An 18,174-nucleotide genomic window follows, 5' to 3' on the forward strand; every position below is an offset into this window, starting at 1 on the left:
GTCAGCCTTTTTTTGCATCTATGATAAATTCTTCGGGGAAATATAACAAAAAAGTACTGCCCGATCCCAGAACACTTTCAACTTCTATTTTTCCTTGGTGGTTGTCCATTATCTTTTTACAGATCGCAAGACCGATTCCATTACCTGAATACTCGTTCTTGTTGTGCAACCTTTTAAAAATAGTAAATATTTGCGAAAGATAACTTTTGTGCATTCCGATGCCGTTGTCGGATACGCCGATTCCTTTGAACTTCGCGCCATTCTCGGACACGACCTTCAATGGCCTGATTTCTATCGTCGGATTTTCAACCTTGCGATATTTTATGGCATTTACGATCAGATTGGAAAACAGTTGACGCATCTGAACCTCAGAACCTGAAATCACCGGAAGTTTTTCGTAATGAATGACCGCGTTATTTTCTTTGATGGAAATTTCGAGATCCTCGAGCACATCGCGCAAAACTGCGTTAAGATCAACTTTATTCGCCTCGTCACTGAAATTCGTGAAGGCGTACTTGACGATATCGTCGAGCAGGGAATTCAACCGGAACGCCGAAGCGTTGACTATTCCCAATGATTTTATGTCCCTTTCAGTAAGTGTTTCGCCGAGTTTTTTGTCGACTTCAGAAACGTATGTGATTATTTTTCGCAGCGGCTCTTTCAAATCGTGGGAAATCACGTGGATAACCTGTTCGAGATTCGTATTGGTATGATGGAGTTCCTCGATGTTCGCCTGCAACTTTTGCTGGTAATCCAACAGCGCTTTTTCCTGTTTTTTCTTGTCGGACAAATCAGTGACCACGATGCCGATGGCGGGAACGAACGGGTTGAGGTCGGTCAATGAAAGATATACGGGAAGCTGGTGGTCGTTTATGTAAAGAAAGAGTTCGGTTTTGATCGGTCCGTCCTGCAATCGCGAAAGGAAATCCGAAAAAATTTCAGGTGTTTCCAAAAAATCCGAAAAGTTCTTGCCCGCAATCTCTGTCGACGGCACCCCTACCAATTTCGCAAAATATTCGTTGGCGTACAAGATCAAACCCGTGTCGCTGATGCTCAACGCGCCTTCGCTGAACTTTTCGATCAATACCCTGTACGTATAGTCGGCGGTTTGAATAGCAAATATTTGCGGATTTCCGGTGTCGTCGCTCACAACGAGCGCATCGACTGCGCCTTCACGTATCGAATCGATGATTTGGGTCGCATCTTGAAGTTGCTGCTCCAAATCGACTTTTTCTCGCTCGAGTGCTTTTATGTAATCTTCCCTGTTCGTCATGTCAAGCTCCATCATGTTATTCCCAGGTAGTTGAGCACTTTTTCTTTGTTCGACAAATCGCCCACCAACGTTCTGATGGGATGTGGCTCGATTCGTATGAGTGTCGGAATGGCAACGATCCCGAATTGGACGGCCATCGCCTTTTCATTGCCGATGTCGATGATCTGAAAATTCGCGTGATCCTTAAGGTATTCATTATAGATCGCATTGAAATTCTCAATTGCCGCCAACGACTTGATCGACATTCCAGAAACAAATAGAATGAATTCGTGTTTGCCTCCCGATGGTTGGCCAGGATCGATATCTTCGGCCCCGGTTACGATAACGGTTTGATATTAAGGCCTACCAATACGCGCTCCTCATTGGATAAGTCACCGATGATCTTGCGGATCGGCTCCGGAAATTTTCGCACCAACGTTGGCACGGCAATGATTTGGTCGCCCTCGGCCAATTTTGGATTTTTGAGCAAGTCGATAATCTCGATGCTGTAAATACCTTTCAAGTGTTCCTCGGCATACATCTTAATGTTGCTGAGTGCCTTAATGGATTTTGGGGTTTGGCCCGCTATGTAAAGCAGCAACTGCCACTCTTTTACTTGTTTTTTCATTTGTAGGTTGCGGTAAGATTTGGTTACCGCGTTAAATGTCGCTGTTCAGGCTTTCCTCGATCGAATCGAACTCGCTCCTCAATGCAAGGATAGCTGCCTCAAGGACTTGCCTTTTCCGTTCGATTTCCCTGACGTTTCGCTCCTGTGAAACTTGTTTTTTGCGTTTGCTCTCTTCTTTGCTTTTTTGATGCGACTGTCGGGCAGCTCCGGTAAGAATACCTTTCGGGCCGATCTGCACATCGAGCAGTTCTATGCCGCTTTTGCGAATCACGAACTCGCGCACTTGATTCGAATGGCCCAAGCCTCTCGCTTTGATGATAAATATGCCGCGGTTCCTTTCGCCAAGACCTTCCATGTCACGAACTGTGATCCAGGTATCCACTAATGACGACACCGATTCTTCAGCAAGGTCCGGTCTCGAATTATCGGTCTGTTTGCTCAGCGACGTAAATAAAGCGGTTATGTTGCTGAATTTTAGCATATCGATGAGGCGCACCAACATCGATCTGACTTCCTGCTCGCTTCCTACTGAAATCAAATTGCTTATCGGATCGATGATCACCGTCGTAGGCTGAAACTCCTTTATGACTTTTCGAAGGGTCAGCAAATGCAATTCCAAGCCGTTTAGCGACGGACGCGAGGAATGGATTTCCAAAAGTCCTTTCTTGACATGGATATTCAGGTCGATGCCGATCGAATTCATGTTTCGGATCAACTGCTGCGGCGACTCTTCAAATGCGAACATCGCGACCTTTTCACCTTTATTGCATTGTTCGTTGGCGAAATAACAGGCCACCGTTGTTTTAGCCGTACCTGCCGTACCTGAAATCAGGATATTGCTGCCACGATAAAAGCCGCCGCTGTCGAACATCGCATCGAGACCGGGAACGCCCGTGGAAATAATTTCCGATGAAACCTGATTGTCTAATTTCAGCGATGTGATCGGCAGTACCGATATGCCGTTCTCGTCTATAAGAAAAGGATATTCGTTCGTGCCGTGCGTAGATCCGCGATATTTTACGATTCTCAAACGTCTCGTCGACACTTGTTCGATGACGCGATGATCCAGGATTATCACGCAATCTGAAACGTATTCTTCAAGTCCTTGACGCGTCAATGTCGCTTCGCCCCGCTCACCGGTAATCACGGCGGTCACACCTTTTTCCTTGAGCCAATGAAACAGGCGGCGCAATTCGGCACGCAGCACGCCTTGGTTGTCAAGACCTGCGAAAAGCGATTCTATGGTATCGAGTACGACGCGCGTCGCCTTTACCGTATCGATCGCATAACCCAGGCGAATAAAAAGGCCGTCGAGGTCGTACTCACCTGTCTCCTCAATCTCGGAACGCTCGACGCGAACATGATCAACTACTAATTTCTTGTCTTTTTTTATTTTCTCGAGATCGAATCCTAACGATTTGACGTTCTGTGAAAGGTCGGCCGACGGTTCTTCAAACGACATGAACACGCCGTTTTCTCCATAATCGGTTATTCCCTTAATGAGAAATTGCATTCCCAACAGTGTCTTTCCACAACCTGCTCCTCCACAAATAAGTGTAGGCCTTCCCTTGGGAAATCCGCCTTCAGTTATTTCATCAAGTCCTTCCACACCTGTCGGCGTTTTTGGGAATTGGAATTTTTTTTGAGTTTTATTTTTTATCTCCTTCGGCACGTTTCATCGTTTAATAAGAGTAAATATAGTTTTTTGAAATAAAAATCAATTGCAATTGCATTCTAATTTAGGTATTGTTTAAGAGTATAATTATTCTTGTAAAACAGAATCTTCATGCAATATTGGATACTGCAATTAAAAACGAATGGATTGATGGCTTGATCCTGAAAAAATCAAACTCGGACTCCAAAACTCGACGGTACCGGAACCTTCGAAACGCCAAAAAGTCGATCTTCAAAATAATCTGAGATCGTTGATTATTCCTGGAAAAATAATCTGCGTATATTCGGATCTCAACAGCGTGGGATGAAGGGATTTTATTCGTTTTTTTTGATGTTCGTTTTCGCTTCGTGCCTTTCGCAAGACGTCGAGCACAAAGGTTTCGCATTCTCTCCGGGCGTAATTCTGCAACGCGAGGTTTTCGCCGAAGCCAACATCACCTACGGCACGATCGTATCGAACAAGATGATGATCGGGATTTCAGGCGTTCGCGTGGGCGTCGAATCGAATCTCAAAAGCGGTGACGACTTTACGATCGCGCCGAAAATCGGATGTGAAGTCGCAATGACATTCCTCGCTATGCGCGCGACGGCCGTGCACTATTTCCAAAACGGAAACAACGAATTCCGGTTAGTGCCTGAAGTCGGGATTTCGATGGGCGGCGCGATAAATCTGACGTACGGTTATGGTTTCCGATTCCAAAAGGCCGAGATCGCGAACCTTTCCCAACATCGGCTTTCGCTGACCTTGAACATCAACCAAACCCTGTTCGAAACCTTGGGATTGAGCGTCATGAAATTTTAATCCCGCAATTGTCAATTGTTAACTATTAATTATTAATTCCCTGGAACGATAATTGGTAAATTGCGCGAAAATCAAACATCATGAGAAAATTAGTTGCGCTCGCCCTGTTCCTCCCGTTTATTTCAAATGCCCAAATCGACGGACTGATCAACAAAGCCAAAGACGCCGTTTCAGGTAAGTCGGCTTCGACTTCGACCTCGACATCGGGCTTCGGAAACCTCGACATCGCATCGGCACTCAAGGAAGCGCTCGACAAAGGCATCGACAAACAAGTCACGAAACTCACGGCCACCGACGGTTTCTATAAAAACGCATCGGTTAAAATCCTGTTTCCCGAAGAACTTCAAAAAGTCGACAAAGCCTTGCGTAAGGTCGGTTTGGGAAGTCTCGCCGACGAAGGCATCAAATCGTTGAACCGCGCCGCCGAAGACGCCGTGAAAGAATCCACTCCGATTTTCGTGAACGCCGTCAAGCAAATGAGTTTCACCGACGCCAAGACGATTTTGATGGGAAGCAACAACGCCGCGACGACCTATCTGCAAAAAACGACGAACAAGCCGTTGTATGATAAATTCAGCCCCGTCGTGGCATCGTCGATCGGAAAAGTCGGTGCCGACAAAGTCTGGGCAACCATCATCAAGAAATACAATTCCCTGCCGCTCGTCCAAAAAGTCAATCCCGACATCAACGATTACGTGACCACGAAGGCGCTTGAAGGCGTTTATAAGATGATCGCGGTCGAAGAAAAAGACATTCGTACGAATCTTGGTTCAAGAACTTCAAATTTGTTGCAGCAGGTTTTTGCGTTGCAGGATAAGAAATAGTGCTTGAGCGAGGAATCGGTTCGAAAGACGAACTATCTTCGAAACGCTATTTTTAAACATTGAGAACATTAAGAGCATTAAGTTCATTGAAAACATTTTTCATGAACTTAATGCTTTTACTTTTTAAACCGTAATGATTTTTATGCAATCCATCAACGCGAACCTTAACTTTCTTAACTGCCTAAATTGTATAGAATTAGCAAAATAAAACTATTCGTAATCCAACCGAAAACTCAAGCCAAAAAATCCTTAAAAACGCTAAGTTCGCCGCAACGCAATCTTAATGAACTCAATATTCTAAATGCTCTTAATGTTCAACTCTTTTGCCATTCGCGAAATTCACCATACAAATGTCTCCATTCGCAAATTTCATTCGTTGTCAGGGACCAAGAATATTAATCCCAACCCCTTAACTTTCCTTAACTATCTTAATTGTAAAAAAATAAGGTCATTGCGAAAATCTCCTGATTCGAATTTCATTCATTGTCGTAAAACCAAATGAACATCAAACCCGAAAACCCTTAACTTTTCTTAACTATCTTAATTGTAAAAAATCTCAATTGTAAAAAGCAAATCTGTAAAAAATAAAACTTAAGTGTAAAACAAAAACGACAAGCCTCTTTACCTTTATACAAAACTCAAATCATGAAGAAAATCCTAACCGTCCTATCCATTCTCCTACTCTCAAGCTGCGCCGAACTCCAACAAGTCGCCTCACAATATCCCCAAACGTCTGGCGTACTCTCAAACGCCGACATAGCCGCCGGGCTCAAGGAAGCGCTCAACAACGGCATCGACAAAGAAGTTTCCAAACTCACCGCCACCGACGGTTTCTTCAGGAACCAAGCCGTGAAAATCCTGCTCCCGCCCGAATTGCAAAAAGTCGAGAAAGCGATGCGTAACATCGGCCTGGGCAGTTTGGTCGACGACGGCATCAAGTCACTCAATCGCGCGGCCGAAAACGCCGTAAAAGAATCAACTCCGATTTTCGTCGACGCCGTTAGACAAATGACATTCACCGACGCGAAAAACATTTTACTCGGTTCCGACGATTCAGCGACATCATACCTACAAACCAAAACGACTTCGCCCTTGTACGCGAAATTCAACCCTGTCGTCAAATCATCGCTCGGGAAAGTCGGTGCCGATCAAATCTGGTCGAACATCATCACGAAATACAACTCGATCCCGCTTGTCCAAAAAGTGAATCCCGACCTCAACGATTACGTAACCGACAGAGCACTCGACGGCGTGTTTAAAATGATCGCGGTCGAGGAAAAGGACATAAGAAATAATCTTGCGGCGAGGACGAGTGGTTTGTTGCAGAAGGTTTTTGCTTTGCAGGATGGAAAGTAGATGTTGATGCGTTGATGTGTTGATTTGTTGATTTGAATGCTTGCCTTCCGATAGGGTGAGTGTATTTAATCGACTAAAAAACAGTTGGGAAATCGACATTGGGAATCCGGAGCAAAAGTCCCTTAACCTCGTTAAACCCGAATGAATTTGAACAACGGAAGACATCGACTCAAATCAACGCATCAACAAATCAACAAATAAACATTTATAAATCAATAACATACAAATAACACCTCCTTAACACACCAACCCTAAAAATCATCGCATCTTTGCAACGAGATTAATGGTTTTCTCACATTTGGTTAGGGTTAGTTATAATGAAATTTGCCGGCGTCTCGAAGATTGTCGGCATTTTTTTTGCCCATTTTCGCCTACTTTTGCGCTAGCCAAACCACTTCCATGCATCCGTTTTTAAGCAAAAGAATCGACAATTCGCCTTTGGTCCTGTTCAGGATCGCGTTCGGTTTTTTGCTCGCGTTCCAATGTTTCGGGCATTTGTTCGACGGTTGGATCGACAGGCATTTGACGGGCCCGAAATTCACGTTTGCGCACATCGGCCTCGAATGGCTGCAACCGCTCGGCGGCAACGGCATGTATTTTTGGTTCGCGGCCATGGGAATCGCAGCGGTTGGCCTGATGTTCGGATTTTACTATCGGATCAGCCTGTCGATTTTCCTGGCATTATGGACGATCGAATACTGGATGCAAAAAACCACTTACAACAACCATCATTACTTAATCATCCTGCTTTGCGTGATCATGCTATTCCTGCCCGCGAACAGATATCTCGCGTTCGACAGCCGAAAACCCGACGCGAAATCACTCTCAATGCCCTATTGGTGCCGATGGATCCTAATCGCACAAATGGCGATCGTTTATTTTTACGCGGCCATCGCCAAACTCTACCCCGACTGGCTCAACGGAACGTTTTCGAGCATCATTCACGGGAAATACGGCAAACTCGATGGGCTGTCACTACTCGGAGATCACTGGGTTCATGTCGCAATTGCGTGGAGCGGATTCCTGTTCGACTTGTTGATTATTCCGATGATTCTGTGGAAGCGAACCCGAATCGTCGCAATCGTCGCTTTCATCGGATTCCATTTGTTCAATTCGGTGACGCTCGACATCGGGATTTTTCCGTATCTCGCGATGAGTTTCGCGCTGTTCTTTTTCGAGCCCGAAACGATCCGGAAATTTTTACTTCCGAACAAACCGATCGACTTGTCATCGGAAATTATTTCGGACGCAAATCGAAAAGTCATCAACTTTTTCATAGTCCCATTCCTGTTACTTCAACTGCTATTACCGTTGCGTCACTGGCTCATAAAAGGCGACGTGCTTTGGACCGAGGAAGGCCACCGACTCAGCTGGCGAATGATGCTGCGCGACCGGAAAGGCACGTCCGATTTTACTGTGATCGACCGAAAAACGAAAGACACGATTCCGTACAAATTGGAAGATGTGCTCACTAAAAAACAAATCAAAGGTCTCGGCACGCATCCCGACATGATCTGGCAAATGGCGCAATATATCAGGAAAGATCTTGAAAAATCAGGCAAGGATGTTGCGGTTTACGTGGACTGCAAAGTTTCGGTGAACCGACATCCCGAACAAATTTTAATCGATCCGAATGTCGACTTGGCCCACGCCGACTGGAATTACTTTGGGCATTGCGATTGGATTTTGCTTTACGAATAAGACTATGAAAAAACTGACTTGCTTTTTGCTTTTCGTCGCAACTTTCGCGAACGCCCAGATAGCGCGCCATCGCACGGCGACTTTAATGGGAAGCCGATTCGATCTGACGGTCGTCGCGAAAGACAGCCTGACTGCCGAAGCCTACATCGATACCGCAATTGTGGAAATTTCACGCATCGAAAATGTGATATCCGAATGGATTCCAACCACCGAAGTTTCGCTCGTCAACCAGAACGCGGGCGTCAAACCCGTAAAAGTCAGCGGTGAACTGTTCGAACTCACCAAACGCGCGTTGTGGTTCTCGAAGGTTTCGGACGGCGCATTCGACATTAGTTTCGCGGCCGCCGACAGGATTTGGAAATTCGATGGCTCGATGACCGAATTGCCTGCGAAAAAGGAAATCAGGAAATCGGTGCGTCTGATCGGCTATGAGAATATTGTGCTCGACGAACAGCAATCGACGATCTTTCTCAAAAAAGTCGGCATGAAAATCGGGTTCGGTTCGATCGGGAAAGGATACGCTGCCGATATCGCGAAAGAACTCCTCGTCGCGAAAGGCGTCGTCGCGGGAATCATCAACGCCTCGGGCGACATGAACACTTGGGGAACGCAACCCGACGGCAGCGCCTGGACGGTCGGCATCACCGATCCCGTGAACACGAAAGCCATTTTACTCCAAATCCCGATGACAAAATACACGGCCGTCGTCACGTCGGGCAATTATGAAAAATTCGCGCAGCTCAACGGGAAAAGATATTCGCACATCATCAACCCAAAAACGGGTTATCCCGCGTCAGGACTCACGAGCGTGACGGTTTTTGGCGACAGCGCCGAAGCCGCGAACGGATTTTCGACCGCGATCATGGTGTTGGGAAAGGAAAAAGGATTGAAGCTCATAAACGAATTTCCTGAATTTTCTTGTTTGCTCGTCACCGACGAAGGCGAATTCCTCACGTCGACAAACCTGACATTCATCAAGCTGTAACGATCCGGAATTTGTAGCGCGTCCTGCGATTATTCCCACAAAAAAAAGCAATTCCTTTTTTGATACGTTTACGTCAAAAGCAATTTCTCCAATTCTAGAAATCGCTCCAAATTAGGTTCGTCGGTCGTTTTGACAAAAAGGCTTGATCCATTCAATTCGATTTCAATTTCCTGCGACAGCGCAAACTTTTCGAGCAAATGTCGCGTTTTCAATGGTTCCTCTGATTTTGCGATCGTGAAGACTTCCATGCCGTCGATTTCAAATTCATCGTCGCTCTTGATCAGGTCAAAAAATTTCTCGAACGGCCGGCGTTCACGTAAATAGTAGTGTCCGAATCCGTGATCAACGGCAAGCCAAAACAGCATTTGCTGACCGCGGAAGAACGATCCGTGCCTGTTCGTATTGCTGACTAATACCGTCGGGAAAAATACCAGGTCATCGGATTCCGGAAAACGAAAGACCGACGAGTACGACCAGTCGTCGTAGTTGGACAACATTTTGGTTTCAGACAGAATCGAAATTTCTTCCTCAGTGAACTCGTATCGCTCGCAACCCGCCGACTTCAAATGATTCGCGATCTGCTCGACGACTATCTCGCTGCCCGAATAATATTTATTGATTTCCTCGTCACTTTTGATACGTTTCGGATTGTCGTGCGCGATCCAGGTTCCTTTTTCGGCCTGCTCTACCGTAAAGCGCGCGCCGGTTTCAGGATCATACAGGAATTCGTCAGACAGGCTTTCCTTAAGACGGCGCTCTTCTTCCTTTTCAGCCTTGGTAGGTTCAAGAATTTTGACGAATATAAAGATCACGATCAAAGCTATCGCAACGTAAAACACTATTTCTCCGATCGAAGTTCCCATATCACAATCGCTCCTGCAGCTGTTTGAAATACGCGAACGCTTTGACCAGGCGGCTTCCGTACCACGAGAACATTTCCCCATCGACGAAAATCGTCTTGGCGTGATGCGTGTATCGGCCCAGTTCAAACGCATCTTCGTCCTTGAACGGATACGGCTCGCTCGACAAAAGCACGATCTCAGGATCGCCCTGGATGCGCATTTTTTGAACGATGACTTCAGGATACCGTTCGCGCTCTTCATAAATGTTCACGAAATTATTGCGCTTAAGCATTTCATTGATGAACGTTCCGCCGCCCGCAACCATGAACGGATCTTTCCAGATGAAATATGCGACGCGAAACGACGGCCTGCCCATCATGAAGTTTTGGAAATCCTGATCGGCGAACGTGATTTTGTCGCTCCACTTTTGTGCTTCGGTTCGGCAACTGAACAATTGTCCGAAGTCCTGGATCATTTTCAGATTGTCGGAAATCGTGGCGATGTCGGTGACCCAAACCGGTGCGATCTCCCGTAACGACTCGACGATCTCAAGCGTGTTTTCTTCCTTGTTCGCGATGATGATATCGGGTTTCAAGTCGCTGATCTTATCGACGTTGACTTTCTTCGTGCCGCCAACGATTTTTTTCGTAGCTTTAAAATGTAACGGATGCACGCAAAATTTAGTGATCCCGACGATTTTTTCCTCGAGCCCAAGATCGTACAGCAATTCGGTTTGCGACGGAACGAGCGATACGATGCGCTTCGGGGATTCGGGAAAACGATGTTCGACACCTATTTGGTCGACGAGGAAAATATCCATAAAGAATAAGATTGCACCAAAATTTTGTAATGCGAAGGTAGTCAAAACGCGTATTTTTAACCGAAATTAAATCATCATTCCGCCACCAAAAATGAAGCGACTGTTACTATTGCTGCTTTTCCTGATCGCATTCCAAAGCCCGGCCCAAAAACTCAAACCCGGATTCAACCAATTCGAATACCTGCAATTGTTGCGCGCGTATGCACGTTGGGGCGACAGTACGATCTATAATAAAATCCCTGAAAGTCGCATCTACAAAAAAAAGGGCCGAAAGTACCGATCGGAGGACATCGGGTTCATGAACAGTTGGGAAATGTATGAAACGCCTGACCAGACCGTGATCTCGATTCGCGGTTCGACCAAGGAAGCCGTAAGCTGGATGGCGAATTTTTACGCCGCGATGATTCCGGCGGTCGGTTCGATGAAACTCAACGATTCGCTCACGGTCGATTATCATTTCGCCGATCATCCGCAGGCCGCGGTTCACGTGGGTTGGGCGGTCGCGGCTTGTTATCTGTTGCCCGACATCGTCGCTAAGGTAAAGGAACGCTACGCCAAGAACCGAAAGGATTTTCTTATCTTCGGACACAGCCAGGGCGCGGGAATTTCGTACTTCATAACCGCGCAATTGATGTATTATCAAAAAACGGGTGAATTGCCAAAAGACATCCAGTTCAAGACGTATTGCAGCGCGGCCCCGAAACCCGGCAACTTATATTTCGCGTACGATTATGAAGCCAAGACGCAGCCCGGTTGGTCGATTTCGGTCGTAAATGTCGCCGATTGGGTGCCCGAAGTCCCGGTAACCGTTCAGAACGTCAAGGATTTCAACAAGACCAATCCGTTCAAGCTCGCCAAGAAGATGATTCAGGAAGCGCCGTTTCCGCAGAATATCGTAATGAGTTATTTGAACAAACAGCTCACGAAACACAATAAGAAAGCGCTTAAGAAATACAAACTTTTCCTTGGAAGCATCGCATCGAAAATGATAGCATCGAAGCTGCCCGAAGGTTTCGAGGCGCCCAAAAATTTCTTCGAATCCACGAATTACGTGCGCTGCGGCAATTTCGTAATTCTCACGCCCGACGAGGAATACTACCAAAAATTTCCCGACAGCGACGAAACGATGTTCGTACACCACGGGATTTTGCCTTATAGTTACTTGACCGAAAGACTTACGTATTAGACAGGATTTCCTGCATTTCAGTCTGCATGCATTGCGCTTCCTCTCGCGCCTTGTCGGCGAAATCGGTTCCGGTCGAGGCGTAGATCACCGCGCGTGCCGAATTGATGAGCAATCCGACGTTATCGGTCATCCCATATTTACAAACTTCGGATAAACTTCCGCCTTGTGCGCCGACCCCGGGAACAAGCAGGAAACTGTCGGGGATGATTTGGCGGATTTCAGCAAGATATTCGGCTTTCGTCGCACCGACAACGTACATGAGGTTTTGCGAATTTTTCCAACCTTTGGAGGTTTCGAGCACTTGTTTGTACAATTCTTTCCCGTCGACGATCTTGGTCTGGAAATCGAACGCGCCTTCGTTTGACGTGAGCGCGAGCAAGATCGTGTGTTTGTCCTCGAAAGCCAGGAATGGCTCGACCGAATCCTTGCCCATGTATGGCGCGATCGTGATCGAATCGAATTGCAGATCGTCAAAAAATGCCTTGGCGTACATCGTTGACGTGTTGCCGATGTCACCGCGTTTGGCGTCGGCGATCGTGAATTGTTCCGGGAAATTCTCGTTTAGGTACGCGATGGTTTTTTGAAGTGAAATCCAGCCTTTCAACCCGTAGGCTTCATAGAACGCAATGTTGGGTTTGTAGGCGACGCAAAGGTCGTGGGTCGCGTCGATGAGCGCTTTGTTGAATTCGAAAATCGGGTCTTCTTCATCTAACAGATGTTGCGGCATTTTCGCGAGATCGGGGTCGAGGCCGATGCAGAGAAACGATTGCTTTTCGCGGATTTGGGAGAGTAGTTGTTGTGTTGTCAAAGCGTGTAGTTTGCCGCAAAGATAGTTTAGAATTTTGATTGGCGGAAGCTGGGATGGCGTGAGTTTTAAGAATTTGTGTAGGTTTTGTGTAATGGGTTGGTGTGGAACTGACGTAAATTAGGGGTGGGCGGTGGTGGTTTTTTTAACAGGTACTTTCTTCTAAATTCCGAGATAATTCGGCTTTCCGCACGTACTCGTATCGCCAAAATTATTTCCGCCGACCGAAACTTTTTACCAATTGATAAACCGGAAAAGCGCGCGTGTCCGTAATTTTAACCCATGGACGAACTCATAAACTACCTGCTCAGGTTTACCCAACTCAATCCGACGCAAATCGAATTCATCAAGAGCAAACTCACTCCCGTTTCACTCAAAAAAGGCGATTACTTTTCAGAAGCCGGAAAAATCGCCCAACAAGTCGGTTTCGTGGTCGAAGGCGTAACGCGCGTGTGTTTCTACAACAACAAAGGCGACGAATTCACGCGCTGTTTTATGCCCGAAAACCGGTTCGCCGTAGACTTCAACAGTTTCATGAACGATTTCCCGTGTTCCGAATATGTCGAAGCGCTCACCGACTGCAAAATACTGGTCTTTAACCGACCCGAATTCCTCGAGCTCTCGCGCATAATCCCCGATTGGGACCAAACGATGTCGAAGATCATGGCCGACGCTTTCAGAAAAAAAATCAGCGACGTCAACGAAATGCTCGCCTCAGACGCAACCGATCGCTACCTAAAATTCCTCGAGAAAAATCCCGGCTTGGCGAATCGCATCCCGCTGTCGGTGATCGCGTCCTATATGGGAATCACCCAACAGTCGCTGAGCCGAATTCGCAAGAACGTATGACGTTTTTACCAATTGGTAATTGCCGCGTCGCGCTGCCGTCGGAACTTTGCCCTAACAAAATGTAAGAACATGAAAAAAACAGTTTTGATTACGGGCGCGAACAAAAGCATTGGTTTTGAGACCGCGCGACAATTGCTGGCTTTGGATTATCGGGTTTTCATCGGAAGCCGCGATCTTGAAAGAGGAAACGAAGCCGTCCAAAAATTAAAGTCCGAAGGTTTCGCCGACGTGGAAATGCTTCAGCTCGAAGTGACCGACGCCAACTCGATCGCCAAAGCAAAAGCCGATCTGGAATCGCGCATCGAATCGCTTGACGTATTCGTCAACAATGCAGGAATTCCGGGAGTCGCGCCCCAAAATGCTTCAGAGGTTGCGCAGGACAATTTGAAGAATGTGTTCGAAACGAATTTTTTCGGGGCGATCCAAACCGCACAGGCGTTCATTCCATTGCTCAAGAAATCGGACGCGCCACGAATCGTGAACGTATCGAGCGATCTGGGTTCGTTGGACAACCACAGCAATCCCGACTGGCGCCATTACGATGTGAAATTCACTGCCTATTGCGCATCAAAAACGGCGTTGAACGCATTCACGGTCATGCTCGCGTACGAATTCAAGGACACGAATTTCAAGATCAACAGCGTGAATCCGGGTTACACGGCGACTGATTTCAACGGACATTCAGGTTACAAGACGGTTGCGGAAGGCGCCGCCGTGATCACCAAGTACGCGACGATTGAAAACGATGGCCCGACCGGGAAGTTTTTCAGCGATAATGGGGAAACGGGTTGGTAATTGATTTAAGATTTTAGATTTTAGATTTTAGATTTTAGATTTTAGATTTTCTTCGTTAGCCGGATGTCTTGACATAATCCGACAATAGCGCGCCTAGCCCGGATGGGAGCGGCAGCCCCGACACTTCAAACCGTATTTTTCACGGACAAAAGCAGCGACGTAGGAAGCTCGCTTTGGGCCGATGAAAAAAAGAGTTTGAAGTTAGGGCTACAGCGGACAGCCGGAATAGCTACAAACAAAAATGCCCTGCTTAAAACACAGGGCATTCTTTATTCGATTCAAAAGTCCTTCGACTTTCGTCTTTCGACATTCGTCTTAAATAACTTCGCTCGCTTCCTTGAGTTTCTCAGTATTGTTCACGAGTTGCAACTCATCTACAACCTTTTGGATTGCGCCGTTCATGACATTGTCCAAATCGTAAAGCGTCAAACCGATCCTGTGATCAGTGACGCGACCCTGCGGATAATTGTAGGTGCGAATTTTGGCCGAACGGTCGCCCGAAGAAACCTGTGACGAGCGTTTCGCGGCGTCTTCTTCCTGCTTTTTCGCCAATTCCTGCTCGTACAAGCGCGAACGCAAAACGGTGAATGCCTTGTCCTTATTTTTATGTTGTGATTTCTCGTCCTGGCATTGCGCGACCAAACCCGTAGGGATGTGCGTGAGTCGGACTGCGGATTTCGTCGTGTTCACCGACTGTCCGCCTGGCCCGGATGAACAGAAAAAGTCGATGCGCACGTCGTTCATGTCGATCTGTACGTCAAATTCCTCTGCTTCGGGCAATACCATTACGGTCGCAGCCGACGTGTGGACGCGACCTTGGGTTTCAGTCTGCGGAACGCGCTGCACGCGGTGAACGCCCGCCTCGAATTTCAAGGTTCCGTAAACGTCTTCGCCCGTGACCTCAAAAATGACTTCTTTGAAACCGCCTGAAGTTCCTTCGTTCATATCAACGACCGACGTTCTCCAACCGCGACCTTCGCAGTATTTCGTGTACATGCGGAATAGGTCGCCCGCAAAAATCGATGCCTCGTCGCCTCCGGTTCCCGCTCGGATTTCGACCATGACGTTCTTGGCATCCTCGGCGTCTTTGGGGATCAGCATAAACTTGATTTCGTCTTCGAGTTCGGGAAGCCGCGTTTGGGCTTCGTCGAGTTGCATTTTGGCCATTTCGGTCATTTCAGCGTCGCTTCCGTCGCTTATGATTTCCTTGGCTTCAGCGATGTTTCCGAGTATATTCACATATTCCTCGCGCTTTTCTACGAGCGCCTTGAGGTCTTTATATTCTTTGTTCAAAGATACGTAGCGCTTCTGGTCGGCGATGACATCGGGCTGGATAATCAAGTCGGATATCTCGTCAAAACGCTGTTTTACAAACTGTAACCTGTCTAACATGGGTTGTCTTTCTGCTTAATTCAGGGCGCAAATTTAGTGAAAATTCCGCATTGGTTTTTCTAGTTGTTTTGTTAATTGCCGATAGTGGTTATCAATGGCGTTTTTGGAGCGCGCTTTTTAAGAAAATGTGCGTGAAAAGTGTAGCTGATTGTGACTGAAAATCTTTATTTTTATAAGACCTAACAGGTTTTAAAAACCTGTTAGGTCTGTCGCAAAACTCCAAAAAAATGCTAAACTTCGACTGGACAAAATTCACGCTCAAAATCCCGATCAAAGCAAACATCCAAACACTTTACGACGCTTGGAGCAAGTCGTCGGAAGTCGAAAAATGGTTCCTGGAGGAATGTATATTTATGAATTCCAATGTTGCGATCGCGAAAAATTCATCGGCCGAATCCGGGAATGCCTACCGCTGGCGCTGGTTCGTTTATGACGATATTGAGACAGGGAAAGTCACGTCGGCCAACGGTAAAAACCATTTCCAGTTTACGTTTGCCGGGGATTGTGTCGTCGACGTAAAGTTCTCGCAACAATTCGAACACACGGTCGTCGAAATCACACAAAGCAATATCCCGACCGACGACGCATCCAAAAAAAACATTCGCCTGGGTTGTCACGACGGTTGGCGTTTTTATCTATACAATCTGAAATCGGTTTATGAAGGCGGCATCGATTTGCGTAATAAGGACGATCGTTTCCCGCCTATGATCAACAATTAAATGAGTGGAACATTTACTTTTTTGCTGCGATCCGAAACCCTAAGGAACCATCCGTCATTAAAAAACACATAACGTTAATTCGTAAATCCGCGGCTAAAAAATGCAAATCCGACAAGCCCAACTCTCCGACTTCGAAACCGTCTACGATTTCATCAACCAACTTGAAAATGAAATCATGGATTCGGAAAGGCAGCGCGGGATCTTCGAAGCCAATCTTTCCGATCCGAACATCGTATATCTACTCGCCTTTTCAGACGAGAAAGCGGTCGGATTCGTGAGCCTGCACATCCAAAAACTATTGCATCACGGCGGCCCGATCGGGGAAATCCAGGAAATGTTCGTGTCGTCGGATGCCAGAAGTCTTGGTGTCGGAAAACAACTTATCGACGAAATAAAACGCATCGCCAAACAAAAGAACGTACTGCAACTCGAAGTCACGTCGAACTTCAAACGCGAAAGCGCACACAAATTCTACGAACGCGAAGGCTTCAGCCATACGCACAAGAAATTCACTTTATGAAACTCAACAAAGTCCACCACATCGCGATCATTTGTTCCGATTACGAGAAGTCGAAACGGTTTTACACCGAGATTTTAGGGCTTGAAATCGTGCGCGAAATCTATCGCGAACAGCGCGATTCGTATAAATTGGATTTGTCGCTTGGCGGGAATTACATTATCGAACTTTTTTCATTTCCGAATCCGCCCGAACGCACATCGAATCCTGAAGCGGCGGGATTGCGTCATTTGGCGTTTGAGGTCGATGACGTCCACGAAACCGTGAAGTTTTTGACAGCGAACCGGATTCCGTCGGAACTCGTGAGAACCGATGAGTTTACTGGTAAGAAATTCACGTTTATTTCAGATCCTGATGATTTGCCGATTGAGTTTTTTGAAAAATGAGGTATCGGATGAACGTATAATTTCAACACGAAGACACAAAGCCACTAAGTTGAAAAGATTGAAAAGATTGAAAAGATTTAAAAATTAAAAGTAACGCCAAAACTTCGTGCCTTCGTGCCTTCGTGGCTTCATATCAAAAAAATCTAAAGTCAATGACGTCCACAAAACCATAAAGTTTTTACCTCCTAACCGAATTCCATCGAAACTCGTACGAACCCATAAGCTTACTGGTAAGAAATTCACGTTTATTTTAAATCCCGATAATTGCCGATCGAGTTCTATGAAAATAATATTCCGGATGAACGTATAATTTCAACACGAAGACACAAAGCCACTAAGCCGCAAAGATTGAAAAGATTGAAAAGATTAAAAATTAAAAGTAACGCCAAAACTTCGTGCCTTCGTGCCTTCGTGGCTCATATCAAAAAAATCTAAATCGACGACATCCACAAAACCATAAAGTTTTAACGGCGATCCGAATTCCATCGAACCTCGCGCAAACCCATGAGAGTACGTGGAAAAAATTTACATTTATTCAAATTCGTCGATCGAGTTTGAGAAAAATGATTTGGATGAACACATAACTTCAACACCAAAACACAAAGCCACTAAGCCGCAAAGAACACACGATAAAAACAAAG

The 18,174-nt window shown here is 46.3% G+C and carries 19 protein-coding genes; 11 read left to right on the plus strand and 8 right to left on the minus strand.

Annotation, left to right across the window (positions count from 1 at the left end; all coding sequences use genetic code 11):
* Position 1: 1 nt before the first annotated feature.
* From EOO50_RS05795 to kaiC, 4 genes are read right to left on the minus strand one after another with little or no spacing between them, the layout of a single operon-like run.
* A complete protein-coding gene (locus EOO50_RS05795) occupies positions 2 to 1,288 on the minus strand; it encodes an ATP-binding protein (protein WP_290838577.1) in 1,287 nt (428 codons plus the stop codon).
* Entirely contained in the window at positions 1,285 to 1,596 is a 312-nt protein-coding gene (locus tag EOO50_RS05800; RefSeq protein WP_363331723.1) for a circadian clock KaiB family protein, read from the minus strand. Before EOO50_RS05800 ends, EOO50_RS05795 begins: the two co-directional genes overlap by 4 nt.
* Complete coding sequence (locus tag EOO50_RS05805; protein WP_290838578.1) at positions 1,590 to 1,880, minus strand: circadian clock KaiB family protein; 291 nt, start codon at positions 1,878 to 1,880, stop codon at positions 1,590 to 1,592. The genes EOO50_RS05800 and EOO50_RS05805 overlap by 7 nt, the downstream gene beginning before the upstream one ends.
* Positions 1,881 to 1,911: 31 nt before the next feature.
* Entirely contained in the window at positions 1,912 to 3,552 is a 1,641-nt protein-coding gene (gene kaiC / locus EOO50_RS05810; RefSeq protein ID WP_290838579.1) for a circadian clock protein KaiC, read from the minus strand.
* A gap of 306 nt (positions 3,553 to 3,858) precedes the next feature.
* On the opposite strand from kaiC, the gene EOO50_RS05815 reads away from it, so the two are divergent.
* The 5 genes from EOO50_RS05815 to EOO50_RS05835 all read left to right on the plus strand — a co-directional run bounded on the left by EOO50_RS05815 (position 3,859) and on the right by EOO50_RS05835 (position 9,222).
* On the plus strand, positions 3,859 to 4,356 hold the full coding sequence (locus EOO50_RS05815) for a hypothetical protein (protein ID WP_290838580.1): 498 nt from the start codon (positions 3,859 to 3,861) through the stop codon (positions 4,354 to 4,356).
* A gap of 80 nt (positions 4,357 to 4,436) precedes the next feature.
* A complete protein-coding gene (locus EOO50_RS05820; RefSeq protein ID WP_290838581.1) occupies positions 4,437 to 5,180 on the plus strand; it encodes a DUF4197 domain-containing protein in 744 nt (247 codons plus the stop codon).
* 645 nt (positions 5,181 to 5,825) lie between these two features.
* A complete protein-coding gene (locus tag EOO50_RS05825; RefSeq protein ID WP_290838582.1) occupies positions 5,826 to 6,536 on the plus strand; it encodes a DUF4197 domain-containing protein in 711 nt (236 codons plus the stop codon).
* Between the two features lie 399 nt (positions 6,537 to 6,935).
* Positions 6,936 to 8,237, plus strand: a complete 1,302-nt coding sequence (locus tag EOO50_RS05830; protein WP_290838584.1) for an HTTM domain-containing protein — start codon at positions 6,936 to 6,938, stop codon at positions 8,235 to 8,237.
* A gap of 4 nt (positions 8,238 to 8,241) precedes the next feature.
* A complete protein-coding gene (locus tag EOO50_RS05835; protein WP_290838585.1) occupies positions 8,242 to 9,222 on the plus strand; it encodes an FAD:protein FMN transferase in 981 nt (326 codons plus the stop codon).
* Positions 9,223 to 9,290: 68 nt separating this feature from the next.
* Here EOO50_RS05835 and EOO50_RS05840 read toward each other — a convergent pair whose 3' ends face one another.
* Both EOO50_RS05840 and EOO50_RS05845 read right to left on the minus strand, forming a co-directional pair.
* A complete protein-coding gene (locus tag EOO50_RS05840) occupies positions 9,291 to 10,085 on the minus strand; it encodes a hypothetical protein (RefSeq protein ID WP_290838586.1) in 795 nt (264 codons plus the stop codon).
* A 1-nt stretch (position 10,086) separates the two neighbouring features.
* On the minus strand, positions 10,087 to 10,884 hold the full coding sequence (locus EOO50_RS05845) for a helical backbone metal receptor (RefSeq protein ID WP_290838587.1): 798 nt from the start codon (positions 10,882 to 10,884) through the stop codon (positions 10,087 to 10,089).
* Between the two features lie 91 nt (positions 10,885 to 10,975).
* Here EOO50_RS05845 and EOO50_RS05850 point away from each other — a divergent pair, with 91 nt between their 5' ends.
* A complete protein-coding gene (locus tag EOO50_RS05850) occupies positions 10,976 to 12,070 on the plus strand; it encodes a lipase family protein (protein ID WP_290838588.1) in 1,095 nt (364 codons plus the stop codon).
* Here EOO50_RS05850 and pyrF read toward each other — a convergent pair.
* Positions 12,060 to 12,878 (minus strand): orotidine-5'-phosphate decarboxylase, encoded by an 819-nt coding sequence (gene pyrF, locus EOO50_RS05855; RefSeq protein WP_290838589.1) that lies wholly within the window; start codon positions 12,876 to 12,878, stop codon positions 12,060 to 12,062. The two genes, EOO50_RS05850 and pyrF, sit on opposite strands and share 11 nt — an antisense overlap.
* Positions 12,879 to 13,157: 279 nt before the next feature.
* On the opposite strand from pyrF, the gene EOO50_RS05860 reads away from it, so the two are divergent.
* Together EOO50_RS05860 and EOO50_RS05865 are read left to right on the plus strand one after the other, a co-directional pair.
* A complete protein-coding gene (locus EOO50_RS05860) occupies positions 13,158 to 13,724 on the plus strand; it encodes a Crp/Fnr family transcriptional regulator (RefSeq protein ID WP_290838591.1) in 567 nt (188 codons plus the stop codon).
* Positions 13,725 to 13,793: 69 nt separating this feature from the next.
* Positions 13,794 to 14,519: an SDR family oxidoreductase gene (locus tag EOO50_RS05865; protein WP_290838593.1), complete on the plus strand. Its 726-nt coding sequence runs from the start codon at positions 13,794 to 13,796 to the stop codon at positions 14,517 to 14,519.
* Positions 14,520 to 14,834: 315 nt separating this feature from the next.
* Here EOO50_RS05865 and prfA read toward each other — a convergent pair whose 3' ends face one another.
* Entirely contained in the window at positions 14,835 to 15,911 is a 1,077-nt protein-coding gene (gene prfA, locus EOO50_RS05870; RefSeq protein WP_290838594.1) for a peptide chain release factor 1, read from the minus strand.
* 227 nt (positions 15,912 to 16,138) lie between these two features.
* Between prfA and EOO50_RS05875 the strand changes: the two genes are divergently transcribed.
* From EOO50_RS05875 to EOO50_RS05885, 3 genes are all read left to right on the plus strand, one after another.
* Entirely contained in the window at positions 16,139 to 16,630 is a 492-nt protein-coding gene (locus tag EOO50_RS05875) for an SRPBCC domain-containing protein (protein ID WP_290838595.1), read from the plus strand.
* Positions 16,631 to 16,730: 100 nt separating this feature from the next.
* A complete protein-coding gene (locus EOO50_RS05880) occupies positions 16,731 to 17,150 on the plus strand; it encodes a GNAT family N-acetyltransferase (RefSeq protein ID WP_290838597.1) in 420 nt (139 codons plus the stop codon).
* Positions 17,147 to 17,533, plus strand: coding sequence for a VOC family protein (locus EOO50_RS05885; protein ID WP_290838598.1), 387 nt, complete (start codon positions 17,147 to 17,149; stop codon positions 17,531 to 17,533). Before EOO50_RS05880 ends, EOO50_RS05885 begins: the two co-directional genes overlap by 4 nt.
* Positions 17,534 to 18,174: the final 641 nt, after the last annotated feature.

Origin of the sequence: Flavobacterium sp., from assembly GCF_004211145.1 — a bacterium.
Lineage (GTDB): Bacteria > Bacteroidota > Bacteroidia > Flavobacteriales > Flavobacteriaceae > Flavobacterium.

Bases quoted from the DNA above. Each gene is read 5' to 3' on its own strand.
- EOO50_RS05795 (WP_290838577.1), bottom strand. From the start codon at position 1,288: ATGATGGAGCTTGACATGACGAACAGGGAAGATTACATAAAAGCACTC.
- prfA (WP_290838594.1), bottom strand. From the start codon at position 15,911: ATGTTAGACAGGTTACAGTTTGTAAAACAGCGTTTTGACGAGATATCC.
- EOO50_RS05875 (WP_290838595.1), top strand. From the start codon at position 16,139: ATGCTAAACTTCGACTGGACAAAATTCACGCTCAAAATCCCGATCAAA.
- EOO50_RS05820 (WP_290838581.1), top strand. From the start codon at position 4,437: ATGAGAAAATTAGTTGCGCTCGCCCTGTTCCTCCCGTTTATTTCAAAT.
- EOO50_RS05865 (WP_290838593.1), top strand. From the start codon at position 13,794: ATGAAAAAAACAGTTTTGATTACGGGCGCGAACAAAAGCATTGGTTTT.
- EOO50_RS05815 (WP_290838580.1), top strand. From the start codon at position 3,859: ATGAAGGGATTTTATTCGTTTTTTTTGATGTTCGTTTTCGCTTCGTGC.
- EOO50_RS05830 (WP_290838584.1), top strand. From the start codon at position 6,936: ATGCATCCGTTTTTAAGCAAAAGAATCGACAATTCGCCTTTGGTCCTG.
- EOO50_RS05805 (WP_290838578.1), bottom strand. From the start codon at position 1,880: ATGAAAAAACAAGTAAAAGAGTGGCAGTTGCTGCTTTACATAGCGGGC.
- EOO50_RS05850 (WP_290838588.1), top strand. From the start codon at position 10,976: ATGAAGCGACTGTTACTATTGCTGCTTTTCCTGATCGCATTCCAAAGC.
- EOO50_RS05885 (WP_290838598.1), top strand. From the start codon at position 17,147: ATGAAACTCAACAAAGTCCACCACATCGCGATCATTTGTTCCGATTAC.
- EOO50_RS05840 (WP_290838586.1), bottom strand. From the start codon at position 10,085: ATGGGAACTTCGATCGGAGAAATAGTGTTTTACGTTGCGATAGCTTTG.
- EOO50_RS05835 (WP_290838585.1), top strand. From the start codon at position 8,242: ATGAAAAAACTGACTTGCTTTTTGCTTTTCGTCGCAACTTTCGCGAAC.
- EOO50_RS05845 (WP_290838587.1), bottom strand. From the start codon at position 10,884: ATGGATATTTTCCTCGTCGACCAAATAGGTGTCGAACATCGTTTTCCC.
- EOO50_RS05825 (WP_290838582.1), top strand. From the start codon at position 5,826: ATGAAGAAAATCCTAACCGTCCTATCCATTCTCCTACTCTCAAGCTGC.
- EOO50_RS05860 (WP_290838591.1), top strand. From the start codon at position 13,158: ATGGACGAACTCATAAACTACCTGCTCAGGTTTACCCAACTCAATCCG.
- EOO50_RS05880 (WP_290838597.1), top strand. From the start codon at position 16,731: ATGCAAATCCGACAAGCCCAACTCTCCGACTTCGAAACCGTCTACGAT.